This window comes from Vibrio sp. TRT 21S02, assembly GCF_050113675.1.
Taxonomy (GTDB): Bacteria; Pseudomonadota; Gammaproteobacteria; order Enterobacterales; family Vibrionaceae; genus Vibrio.
In genome coordinates, this window is record NZ_JBNJOI010000016.1 from 26867 (window position 1) to 38981 (window position 12115).

Annotated in this window: 12 protein-coding genes; 8 read left to right on the forward strand and 4 right to left on the reverse strand. The window is 46.8% G+C overall.

Going from position 1 to position 12115, the window contains the following annotated elements:
• The 5 genes from ilvM to ACQEXU_RS17595 all read left to right on the forward strand — a co-directional run bounded on the left by ilvM (position 1) and on the right by ACQEXU_RS17595 (position 5778).
• Positions 1-285, forward strand: a complete 285-nt coding sequence (ilvM, locus tag ACQEXU_RS17575) for an acetolactate synthase 2 small subunit (RefSeq protein ID WP_427011765.1) — start codon at positions 1-3, stop codon at positions 283-285.
• Between the two features lie 12 nt (positions 286-297).
• Positions 298-1245: a branched-chain-amino-acid transaminase gene (ilvE, locus tag ACQEXU_RS17580; RefSeq protein WP_427011766.1), complete on the forward strand. Its 948-nt coding sequence runs from the start codon at positions 298-300 to the stop codon at positions 1243-1245.
• A gap of 12 nt (positions 1246-1257) precedes the next feature.
• Positions 1258-3099, forward strand: a complete 1842-nt coding sequence (ilvD, locus tag ACQEXU_RS17585; RefSeq protein ID WP_427011767.1) for a dihydroxy-acid dehydratase — start codon at positions 1258-1260, stop codon at positions 3097-3099.
• A gap of 3 nt (positions 3100-3102) precedes the next feature.
• The gene (gene ilvA / locus ACQEXU_RS17590; protein ID WP_427011768.1) at positions 3103-4632 is read left to right on the forward strand and encodes a threonine ammonia-lyase, biosynthetic; all 1530 of its coding nucleotides are present in this window, start codon (positions 3103-3105) and stop codon (positions 4630-4632) included.
• A 165-nt stretch (positions 4633-4797) separates the two neighbouring features.
• Positions 4798-5778: an MDR family oxidoreductase gene (locus ACQEXU_RS17595; RefSeq protein ID WP_427011769.1), complete on the forward strand. Its 981-nt coding sequence runs from the start codon at positions 4798-4800 to the stop codon at positions 5776-5778.
• Positions 5779-5851: 73 nt separating this feature from the next.
• On the opposite strand, the gene ACQEXU_RS17600 is transcribed toward ACQEXU_RS17595, so the two are convergent.
• Together ACQEXU_RS17600 and ACQEXU_RS17605 are read right to left on the reverse strand one after the other, a co-directional pair.
• Complete coding sequence (locus ACQEXU_RS17600) at positions 5852-6793, reverse strand: LysR family transcriptional regulator (protein ID WP_427011770.1); 942 nt, start codon at positions 6791-6793, stop codon at positions 5852-5854.
• Between the two features lie 163 nt (positions 6794-6956).
• Positions 6957-7145 (reverse strand): hypothetical protein, encoded by a 189-nt coding sequence (locus ACQEXU_RS17605; RefSeq protein WP_367987716.1) that lies wholly within the window; start codon positions 7143-7145, stop codon positions 6957-6959.
• Between the two features lie 151 nt (positions 7146-7296).
• Here ACQEXU_RS17605 and tusA point away from each other — a divergent pair, with 151 nt between their 5' ends.
• The gene (tusA, locus tag ACQEXU_RS17610; protein WP_367987715.1) at positions 7297-7545 is read left to right on the forward strand and encodes a sulfurtransferase TusA; all 249 of its coding nucleotides are present in this window, start codon (positions 7297-7299) and stop codon (positions 7543-7545) included.
• A 51-nt stretch (positions 7546-7596) separates the two neighbouring features.
• Here the strand turns inward: tusA and ACQEXU_RS17615 are convergent, their stop codons facing one another.
• The gene (locus ACQEXU_RS17615) at positions 7597-7857 is read right to left on the reverse strand and encodes a hypothetical protein (RefSeq protein WP_367987714.1); all 261 of its coding nucleotides are present in this window, start codon (positions 7855-7857) and stop codon (positions 7597-7599) included.
• 143 nt (positions 7858-8000) lie between these two features.
• Positions 8001-8555 carry a TMEM165/GDT1 family protein gene (locus ACQEXU_RS17620; RefSeq protein WP_427011791.1) on the reverse strand — a complete coding sequence of 185 codons (555 nt, stop codon included), beginning with the start codon at positions 8553-8555 and terminating at the stop codon, positions 8001-8003.
• Positions 8556-9034: 479 nt separating this feature from the next.
• Between ACQEXU_RS17620 and glyQ the strand changes: the two genes are divergently transcribed.
• Together glyQ and glyS are read left to right on the forward strand one after the other, a co-directional pair.
• On the forward strand, positions 9035-9955 hold the full coding sequence (glyQ, locus tag ACQEXU_RS17625) for a glycine--tRNA ligase subunit alpha (protein WP_038141346.1): 921 nt from the start codon (positions 9035-9037) through the stop codon (positions 9953-9955).
• A 2-nt stretch (positions 9956-9957) separates the two neighbouring features.
• Entirely contained in the window at positions 9958-12063 is a 2106-nt protein-coding gene (glyS, locus tag ACQEXU_RS17630; protein ID WP_427011771.1) for a glycine--tRNA ligase subunit beta, read from the forward strand.
• Positions 12064-12115 lie beyond the last annotated feature (52 nt).

Genomic DNA, 12115 nt, shown 5'->3' on the forward strand with positions numbered 1-12115 from the left:
ATGGAAAGATATCTACTAGACATCAAAGCCGACGATAAACCGGTACTGTTAGAACGTGTTCTTCGTGTGATCCGCCATCGTGGCTTCATCATCAAACAAGTCGCTGCCACGCAAAACCACGAAAGTAAGGTGGCTAGCGTAGAAATTATCGTCGACAGTGATCGCCCTATCTCATTCATCACAAAACAAATTGAAAAACTATGGGATGTGCGTACCGTCGAAGTCACCCAAATAGCCAGTGACGAACTACCGAATAACAATTTACAACAAAAGATTTGTGCATAAGGAAGGCAATAAATGGCAACAAAATCGACTGCAGATTTTATCTGGTTTAATGGAAAAATGGTTCCATGGGCTGAAGCGAACGTTCACGTATTAACTCATGCAATGCACTATGGAACTTCCGTATTTGAAGGGGTTCGTTGCTATAACACCCCAAAAGGCCCGATTGTTTTCCGTCATTTAGAGCACGCTAAACGCCTAAAAGACTCTGCAAAAATTTACCGCTTCCCAATTCCATACTCAGTGGAAGAAATCATGGAAGCAACACGTGAGACACTACGCCAAAACAAACTCGACAACGCTTATATTCGTCCACTCGGTTTTGTGGGTAATGTAGGTCTGGGCGTATGTCCTCCCGTTGGTACAGAAATGGATCTCATCATCGCCGCATTCCCATGGGGCTCTTACCTAGGTGAAGAAGCACTAGAGAAAGGCGTTGATGCGATGATCTCAAGCTGGAACCGCGCAGCACCAAACACCATTCCTACGGCAGCTAAAGCGGGTGGTAATTACCTATCTTCGCTACTAGTCGGTGGTGAAGCTCGTCGCCACGGCTACGATGAAGGTATCGCACTAAGTGTTGACGGTTACCTTTCTGAAGGGGCGGGTGAGAACATCTTTGTGATTAAAGATGGCGTGATCACCACTCCACCAGCAACCAGCGCAATCCTACCAGGCATCACTCGTGACTCAATCATGACGATTGCTCGTGATCGCGGTTATGAAGTTCGTGAAGCAAACATTGCTCGTGAAGCCCTTTACCTAGCAGATGAAGTCTTTATGACAGGTACTGCAGCAGAAGTCGTTCCTGTTGCAACTATCGATAAGATTGAAGTCGGCACAGGCAAGCGTGGCCCAATCACTAAAGAACTGCAAGAAGCTTACTTTGGTCTATTCAACGGCACCACGGAAGACAAGTGGGGTTGGTTGGACTACGTATACCCAGAAGACGCGGCAAAATAAGGAAGTAGTAAGATGCCTAAATATAGATCAGCAACCACCACTCATGGTCGTAACATGGCCGGTGCTCGTGCCCTTTGGCGCGCAACTGGGGTAAAAGACGAAGACTTCGGTAAACCAATCATCGCGGTTGTTAACTCATTCACGCAATTCGTACCGGGCCACGTGCATCTAAAAGACATGGGCCAACTGGTTGCGGGTGAAATTGAGAAAGCCGGCGGTATCGCAAAAGAATTCAACACCATCGCGGTCGATGACGGTATCGCAATGGGTCACGGTGGCATGCTTTACTCACTACCGTCACGCGAACTGATCGCTGACTCCGTCGAGTACATGGTAAACGCACACTGCGCGGATGCCATGGTTTGTATCTCTAACTGTGACAAAATCACTCCGGGAATGCTGATGGCGTCAATGCGCCTCAACATCCCAGTAATCTTTGTCTCTGGCGGTCCGATGGAAGCGGGTAAAACCAAGCTTTCTGATCAAATCATCAAACTCGACCTTGTCGATGCGATGATCCAAGGCGCAGACCCGAAAGTGTCAGACGAACAGAGTGAGCAAATTGAACGTAGCGCATGTCCAACTTGTGGTTCATGTTCAGGTATGTTCACGGCAAACTCAATGAACTGCCTAACGGAAGCACTTGGTCTTTCTCAGCCAGGTAACGGCTCAATGCTAGCAACGCACGCAGACCGTGAGCAGCTATTCCTCAATGCAGGTCGACGCATTGTTGAACTGACCCGTCGTTACTACGAGCAAGATGACGAGTCTGCATTACCACGCAACATCGCAACGTTTGACGCATTTGAAAACGCCATGGCGTTAGACATCGCCATGGGTGGTTCAACCAACACCATCCTTCACCTGCTAGCGGCAGCGCAAGAGGGTGAAGTCGATTTCGATATGGAAGATATCGATCGCCTGTCTCGCCAAGTGCCACACTTATGTAAAGTTGCACCATCAACTCAGAAATATCACATGGAAGACGTACACCGCGCTGGTGGTGTCATGGCTATCCTTGGTGAACTTGACCGCGCAGGTCTACTTCATAATGAAGCTCGCACGGTACTTGGTCTTTCAATGAAAGAGCAGCTAGCGAAATACGACATCATCCAAACCGAAGACCAAGACGTACTCAAATTCTACCGTGCCGGTCCTGCTGGTATCCGTACCACTCAAGCTTTCTCACAAGATTGTCGTTGGGATCGCCTTGATGATGACCGTGCGGAAGGTTGTATCCGCACCAAGGAAAATGCCTTTAGCCAAGAAGGTGGCCTAGCGGTACTGTCAGGTAACATCGCACTAGATGGCTGTATCGTTAAGACAGCGGGCGTTGATGAGAGCATTCTTAAGTTCACCGGCCCTGCCGTGGTATTCGAAAGCCAAGAAGACGCCGTTGAAGGCATCTTGGGTGGCAAGGTAAAAGCTGGTGACGTAGTGGTTATCCGCTATGAAGGCCCTAAAGGTGGTCCGGGTATGCAAGAGATGCTTTACCCAACCACTTACCTGAAATCTATGGGCTTAGGCAAAGAGTGTGCACTTCTAACTGACGGCCGTTTCTCTGGTGGTACATCGGGCTTGTCTATTGGTCACGCTTCTCCTGAGGCAGCAAACGGCGGTGCTATTGGTCTGGTTAAACAAGGCGATATGATCGCAATTGATATTCCAAACCGTTCAATTTCTCTCGAAGTTTCTGAACAAGAGCTTGCAGAGCGCCGTGCGAAACAAGACGAGTTAGGCTGGAAACCAGTAGACCGCCAACGTGAAGTTTCATTTGCACTCAAAGCGTACGCAAGTATGGCAACCAGTGCTGACAAAGGTGCAGTACGAGACAAATCTAAGCTAGAGGGCTAGCTTATGACTCTGACATCGCAAACTGGCGCAGATTATCTGCGCCAGATCTTAAGAGCTCCAGTCTACGAAGTGGCAACGGTAACGCCACTTCAGGAGATGCCTCGCTTAGCAGCTCGCATTGGCAACAATGTACAAATCAAACGTGAAGACCGCCAACCTGTGCACTCGTTCAAGCTGCGCGGTGCCTACAATATGGTGGCAAGCCTATCTGAAGCGCAAAAAGCCGCAGGTGTGATTGCAGCATCCGCAGGTAACCACGCTCAAGGCATGGCGCTTTCTGGTACTAAGCTGGGCATTAAAACCACCATCGTGATGCCAAAAACCACGCCAGACATCAAAGTCGATGCAGTACGCAGCTTTGGTGGTAATGTGGTTCTGCACGGTAGCAATTTTGATGAAGCGAAAGCGGAAGCTGAACGTTTGTCGGCAGAGCATGGCTATACCTTTGTTCCTCCGTTTGACCATCCGTTGGTCATTGCTGGCCAAGGCACGATTGGTATGGAGATGCTGCAGCAAAACGGTCATCTTGATTATATCTTTGTTCCTGTCGGCGGCGGCGGTCTTGCGGCGGGTGTTGCAGTACTAGTGAAACAGTTGATGCCTGAAATCAAAGTGATTGCGGTAGAGCCTGAAGATTCAGCCTGTCTAAAAGCTGCACTCGATGCAGGCGAGCCAGTTGTTCTCGATCAGGTCAGTATGTTTGCTGATGGTGTTGCGGTTAAGCGCATTGGTGAAGAGACATTCCGTCTATGTCAGAAATACATTGATGGCCATATCTCAGTCTCAAGCGATGAAATCTGCGCTGCGGTCAAAGACATCTTTGAGGACACACGTGCAATTGCCGAGCCTTCTGGTGCGCTTGCACTTGCTGGCCTTAAGAAATTTGCCGAACAAAATGAGCTTAAAGGTAAAAACTTGGGTACGGTTTTATCCGGTGCAAACACCAACTTCCATGGTCTGCGTTATGTCTCTGAGCGTTGCGAACTGGGTGAGAAACGTGAAGGTCTATTAGCCGTAACCATTCCTGAGCGTCAGGGCGCGTTCTTTGAGTTTTGCAACTTGATCGGTGGCCGAGCAGTAACCGAGTTTAACTACCGTTATAACGATGACGCACTGGCGAATATTTTTGTCGGTGTGCGTCTGCAAGGTGGTCAAGAAGAGCTGGATAACATCATTCATGATCTGCGCGAAGGTGGCTACCCAGTTGTCGACCTCTCCGATGATGAAATGGCGAAACTTCATATTCGTTACATGATTGGTGGTAAACCATCCAAACCACTCAAAGAAAGGTTATACAGCTTTGAGTTTCCAGAGTACCCCGGCGCTCTGGTGAAATTCCTAAGTACGTTAGGCACACACTGGAATATCAGCTTATTTAACTATCGTAATCATGGTGCCGACTACGGCCGCGTACTGTGTGGTTTTGAGTTAGATGAGTCGGATCTGTCACAGTTTTCCGCGCACTTACGTGAGCTGGGTTACCAGTGCAAGGATGAAACCGACAATCCGTCTTATAAGTTTTTCCTTTCTTGAATCGATAAAGCCAGTCATCCGACTGGCTTTTTTATTGAATCATCGTCTGGTTAATGCGCCTTATGCATACATATAATGCTAAAGTTTCATTTTAGTCATACCAAATTTCAGACTACACTCATTGTCAGTTTTTAAATGTTTGCTGCCCAGCAGCGGAGACCTGTTATGTTTAACGCTCTGATCTTAAACCAAGAAGAAAAACGTACCATTGCGACCATCGAACAAATCGAAGAAGCGCAATTACCTGAAGGTGACGTGTTGATTGATGTGGATTATTCATCTCTCAATTACAAAGATGGCCTTGCTATCACAGGTAAAGGAAAAATCATCCGTAACTTCCCGATGGTACCGGGTATCGATCTAGCAGGTACTGTGGTGAGTTCTGAAGATGCTCGCTACCAAGCTGGCGATAAAGTCGTCCTTACTGGTTGGGGTGTGGGTGAGAACCATTGGGGTGGCATGGCACAACGTGCTCGTCTAAAAGCGGATTGGTTAGTACCACTACCAAACGGGATCGACAGCAAGAAGGCAATGATGGTCGGTACGGCTGGCTTTACAGCAATGCTTTGTGTACAAGCTCTTCTTGATGCAGATATCAAACCTGAAGCGGGTGAAATCCTCGTTACTGGCGCGAGTGGCGGTGTAGGTTCAGTTGCGGTAACACTTCTGGCTCAACTAGGTTATAAAGTGGCAGCTGTAACAGGCCGTGTTGAACAAAACGGCCCGCTACTAGAAAAGCTAGGCGCTAGCCGCATCATCGACCGTGTTGAATTTGAAGAGCCAGCGCGTCCACTTGAAAAGCAAGTATGGGCTGGTGCAGTTGATACCGTCGGCAGCAAAGTATTGTCAAAAGTATTGGCGCAAATGGATTACAACAGTGCAGTCGCAGCTTGTGGTCTTGCTGGTGGCTTTGACCTACCAACCACAGTGATGCCATTCATTCTGCGTAACGTTCGTTTACAAGGTGTGGATTCTGTTTCATGCCCATTTGAAAAACGTACTGCAGCATGGGAAAAATTGGTTGAACTACTACCAGACAGCTACTTCGAACAAGCTTGTACTGAGGTAGAGCTAGCAGAAGCACCAAAATACGCTGAAGACATCACAAACGGCCAAGTAACCGGTCGCGTGGTTATCAAGCTATAAGTGCTAACAACTCAATAGAATAAACAAAGCCGGGTCATTGCCCGGCTTTTTGTTATTTCGATTTTCGGAAAAATTAGTCCAACCCCATGTCTTCTATTCGCTTGGCAATCAGGCGGCTACATTCTTCGCGCACTACTGCACGCAACCATTCTTGAGCGGGAGAGTGTTCACAGCGTGCATGCCAAATCATAGAGTATTCAAATGGAGTGAACTGGAATGGTAATGGCTTCACCACCAAGTCATAGCGATCGGCAACCAAATACGCTAAATCGGCTGGCACCGTAATGATAATTGGCAAGGTATCGACGATCGCCAGCGCCGCTTCTAAGTGATAAGCACGTAATACCATTTTACGTTTGGGCTGATCCATTAACGCTTGTTCAATCAACGCCTTAACCCCATCACTGATGGCAATCATTGCATGTGGATGACTGAGGTAATCATCTAAGCTCATCTCTTTGTCGGCTAATGGATGTTGTTTGGAGAGCAGGCACAGCACCCCTACACGACCTAGCACTTCACTACGCAGCGGCTCAACCGGCCCTGTCGGGCGACAAATTGCTAAATCAGCCCCTTCATAAGTCAGTTGATCGGATAGACGATCATGCTGCAGTGGTAAAAAGTTAAATGACACATGAGGCGCTTCTTGATAAATGCGTGGCAAAGCGAAAGGCAGAATTGTCTGCATCGCATAGTCGGTCGTTGCAATGCTAAAAGTCTGCTCACAGCTCTTAGGTTCAAACTCAACGGGTGAAAGCAGCTGGCGTAAAGATTCAAGAGGCTCACCAAGCGAACGATCAATCTCAAGTGCTTTTTCTGTCGGAATTAAGTGTTGCCCTTGACGAGTGAAGAGCGGGTCACCTAATAATTCTCTTAGTCTTCCTAATACTCGGCTCATAGCTGATTGACTGAGGTTAAGGCGGTTTGCTGCCTTACTGACACTGCTTTCTTCAATCAATACTCGTAAAGCAACAAGAAGATTGAGATCTCGGCGATAAATGTCTTCTAATTCCACAAAGGATCACTTAGTTAATAGGATGGCATGATGTGATTGTAACTCGTAGGCAAAAAAAATCCCGCCTTTCAGCGGGGAAGCCCAAGAAAACTGGGGATAGTGTCGGAATGTAATCTGGCGTAGTTACAAGTGAAAAAAATAACGCGAATGAGCGACACGCTATCTATCCTTTTTCATGCTCTTCAGATGAACCTCGCCATAGGTGCATCTCGAGCCAAATCCCTACTATCGTTGCACAAACTCCTATGAGGGGCAGCAACGAAGCTTCAGTTGATGAACGTAATACCAGTGCACAAAACGAAATAAAACACAGTACAGAGTAGATGGTCAGTCTATCTAGAGCTGTTAACATAAGCGCACCTCTTTTATTTGTTACCAACTTGTTAACTAAGTTAAAACAAATTGATCACTTTGCCAAGTGGTTATTGAATATTTTTTCTCCACCGTTATCATCTACCCTCTTTAGCAGTCACATTTGACCTGTAGGGTCACGAGATAACACCATGAGCTTTAATCCTGAATTAGCCACCCATACTCTTGAAGCAGAAGGGCTACGCTGCCCAGAACCAGTGATGATGGTCAGGAAGACGATTCGTACAATGAATGATGGTGATGTGTTATTGGTTAAGGCGGATGATCCATCAACTACCCGAGATATTCCGAGTTTCTGTCGTTTTATGGATCATCAGTTGATTGCAGCGCAAATCGACACGCTGCCATATCAGTACTTGATCAAAAAAGGGATGGAATAACCAATACGGTTAGCAAAGAAAAGAAACGGCAGCTCAAGGGCTGCCGTTTTGTTATTCGTCATATTCTAAAGTGCGAACTTCCGATTGCAGTTTCTGGATCTGCTTCTGCATTGCCCGCATTTCTTCATGCATTGGGATAATATGCGCTACCCGAATCCATGATTCTACGGTCAATCCAGTCAAAATAAACGAGCCAGCCACAATCGGTAACCACATATCCGTTAGCGCCATTGCTAAGAGGCAAAGCGCCAGACCAAAAGTAAACAAATAGCTCTGCTTTTTAGGGGACATTCCCATATAACGTGTAAGCATAAATTTGCCCTCTCGCTATCATTCACATTATTAAGGTAGCATGACAATTATGACACTAATATGTCACTGGTCACGCATTAGAGTGAATTTGGCTAACAGTTTGATCCAACGCAGCTTCACTGCAATTTATTGTTCAATAATCCTCAAAAAAGAGCCGCGCCAAATGCCAACAAAAGGAACAATATTGCAGTGATTTTTCTGATCATCGCTAACGGTAATTTGTCTGCCGATAATTTCCCGATCAATACCACAGGGACATTGGCCACCAGCATACCAATCGTTGTTCCGAGAGTCACCCACAGCAAAGCTTCTGAGTACTGAGCACCTAAAATAGAGGTCGCTATTTGGGTTTTATCACCTATTTCCGCAATAAAGAATGCAATAAAACTGGCGATGAAAGGACCTCGATTTGAGATGGTTTCATCGTCATCTAACTTATCAGGGATAAGCACCCACCCCGCCATGGCTAGAAAACTCACCACCACAACCCACTTAAGCACTTCTGGAGATAAATAATCCGCAACCACTACACCAAGCCATGCGGCTAAAGCATGATTTAGCACTGTGGCCAAAAATATAGCGATGATAATAGGTATTGGTTTTCGGTAACGACTTGCCAACAACAGCGAAAGCAATTGGGTCTTATCGCCAATTTCTGCTAATGCTACCGTTGTGATTGAAATAGCTAAAACGCTCACGACATGCTCAAAGGGGCAGGGATAATTATTTTTACCTAAGACAAACCTCACGCCCCACCCCGGTTCGTGATGTTTATCTAAGGTCTTGCTAAACGCATCTGGCAATGCGTCTCGAGCGCCATGGTGATTTTGCACCAATTATGTTGACGAACGAACCAAATCAACACGCTGTCGATTTAGTAAGCTACTCCCCAAAGATGACGAAATTCTAATGAGGCTAATGCCAAAGCTCAAGTCAGAAATTCATCAAAAACTCCCTTTTAAGAGAAATTGAAACAATAAACGCGATAAATTCCACTAAAAGGTATTTTTGACTATGAATTAAGCAAGATTACCCCTACTCCCATTAACAATATCTGGGTATACTTGATTGTTATTTTATTCAACCGTAATTACTTTGAATCGCCATTGTTGAGGGTAGAAAACCCAGCAAAAGAGACAAATTCACAAGTAATAAGAGAATCGCGCGAACCTGACTTATGCAAAAATACGATATCAAAACCTTCCAGGGAATGATCCTCGCGCTGCAGGATTATTGGGCTCAAAATGGTTGTACCATTGTTCAACCGCTAGATATGGAAGTGGGTGCGGGTACCTCTCATCCAATGACTTGCCTACGAGCGCTTGGCCCAGAGCCAATGTCTACAGCTTACGTACAACCTTCACGTCGTCCTACCGATGGTCGTTACGGTGAAAACCCGAACCGTCTCCAGCACTACTACCAATTCCAAGTAGCGCTAAAACCATCACCAGACAATATTCAAGAGTTGTACCTAGGTTCTCTAGAAGTACTTGGTATTGACCCACTTGTACACGACATCCGTTTCGTAGAAGACAACTGGGAAAACCCAACACTAGGCGCATGGGGTCTAGGCTGGGAAGTTTGGCTAAACGGCATGGAAGTAACTCAGTTTACTTACTTCCAGCAAGTTGGCGGTCTTGAGTGTAAGCCAGTCACTGGTGAGATCACTTACGGTATCGAACGTCTGGCAATGTACATCCAAGAAGTAGACTCAGTTTACGACCTAGTATGGAACGTAGCACCAGACGGCTCTAACGTAACTTATGGTGATATCTTCCACCAAAACGAAGTTGAGCAATCAACTTACAACTTTGAGCACGCTGACGTTGATTTCCTATTCAGCTTCTTCGACCAGTGTGAAAAAGAATCAAAAGAACTCCTAGAGCTAGAGAAACCCCTACCTCTACCAGCTTACGAGCGCATCCTGAAAGCGGCACACGCTTTCAACCTGTTAGACGCACGTAAAGCTATCTCTGTAACAGAGCGCCAACGTTACATCCTTCGAATTCGCAACCTGACTAAGTCTGTTGCAGAAGCATACTACGCATCACGTGAAGCGCTTGGCTTCCCAATGTGCCGTAAGGAAGAGGAGAAGTAATCATGGCTAAAGAATTTCTAATTGAACTGGGTACTGAAGAGCTACCACCAACGCAACTTCGCACGCTAGCGGAAGCGTTCGCAGCAAACTTCGAAGCTGAACTAAAAGGCGCAGACCTAGCACATGAAGGCGTAAAATGGTACGCGGCTCCTCGTCGTCTAGCACTTAAGGTTTCAGCGCTAGCTGAAGGCCAAGCAGACAAAGTCGTTGAGAAGCGTGGTCCTGCCGTATCTGTTGCATTCGATGCTGATGGTAACGCAACTAAAGCGGCTCAAGGCTGGGCGCGTGGTAACGGCATCACGGTTGAGCAAGCTGACCGTCTAGTCACAGACAAAGGCGAATGGCTTCTTTTCAAACAAGAAGTGAAAGGCCAAGCAACGTCTGAAATCGTTGTAGACCTAGCAGCAAAAGCACTGGGTAACCTGCCTATCGCTAAGCCAATGCGTTGGGGTAACAAGACCACTCAGTTTATCCGCCCAGTTAAAACGCTAACTATGCTTATGGGCTCTGACCTTATCGAAGGTGAGATCTTAGGCGTAGCATCAGACCGCACTATCCGTGGTCACCGCTTCATGGGTGAGCAAGAGTTCACTATCGAATCTGCAGAGCAATACCCAGCGATCCTAGAAGAGCGCGGTAAAGTAATGGCAGATTACGAAGCGCGTAAAGCGATCATCCTTGCTGACTCGCAAAAAGCTGCAGCAGCGGTTGGCGGCACAGCGGATCTAGAAGATGACCTAGTAGAAGAAGTGACTTCTCTGGTTGAGTGGCCAGTCGTGCTAACAGCGAAGTTTGAAGAAGAGTTCCTAAAAGTGCCTTCTGAAGCTTTGGTTTACACTATGAAAGGTGACCAGAAGTACTTCCCTGTTTACGATGACAACAAGAAGCTACTACCTAACTTCATCTTCGTTTCAAACATCGAATCAAAAGAACCTCGCTACGTAATCGAAGGTAACGAGAAGGTTGTACGTCCACGTCTTGCGGATGCAGAATTCTTCTTCAACACTGACCGTAAGCGTCCTCTAATCGACCGTCTACCTGAGCTAGAGCAAGCTATCTTCCAGAAGCAGCTTGGTACGATCAAAGACAAGACTGACCGTATTACTGAGCTTGCTGGCTACATCGCTGAGCAGATCGATGCTGACGTTGAAAAATCGAAGCGTGCTGGTCTACTGGCGAAGTGTGACCTAATGACCTCTATGGTATTCGAATTTACCGATACTCAAGGTGTCATGGGTATGCACTACGCGACTCACGATGGTGAAGATGAGCAAGTGGCACTAGCACTTTACGAGCAGTACATGCCTCGTTTCGCTGGTGACGACCTACCGAGCACAGGTATCTCATCTGCAGTAGCAATGGCAGACAAGCTAGATACTATCGTTGGTATCTTCGGTATTGGCCAAGCGCCTAAAGGTTCTGACCCATTCGCACTACGTCGTGCATCTCTAGGTGTACTACGTATCATCGTAGAAAACGGCTACAACCTAGACCTAACTGACCTAATCGCGAAAGCAGCGTCTCTATTCCCTAAATTTGAGACAAAGCAAGATGGTACTAAGAAGCAGGTAATTGCACTAACAAATACAAATGTTGCAGACGACGTTATCGAATTCATGCTTGGTCGTTTCAATGCATGGTACAAAGACCAAGGCTTCAGCGTGGATATCATCCAAGCTGTACTGGCTAACCGTCCAACCAAACCAGCAGACTTCGACCAGCGTGTGAAAGCGGTATCTCACTTCCGCGAACTAGAAGCCGCTGAAGCACTGGCTGCTGCGAACAAGCGTGTAGGTAACATCCTAGCGAAGTTCGACGGCGAACTAGCAGCAGACATCGACCTAGCTCTTCTACAAGAAGACGCAGAGAAAGCACTAGCAGAAAGCGTTGAAGTGATGACAGAGGCTCTAGAGCCAGCATTCGCTACAGGTAACTACCAAGAAGCACTAAGCAAGCTAGCGGGTCTACGTGAGCCTGTTGATGCCTTCTTCGATAACGTAATGGTAATGGCAGACGACGAAGCTCTGAAGAAGAACCGTCTAACGCTACTGAACAACCTGCGTAACTTGTTCCTACAAATTGCAGATATTTCTCTACTTCAGAAATAAAATCTTCAGGTTAATTCACCGAATAAAAGCCCAACTCCTCGGAGTTGGGCTT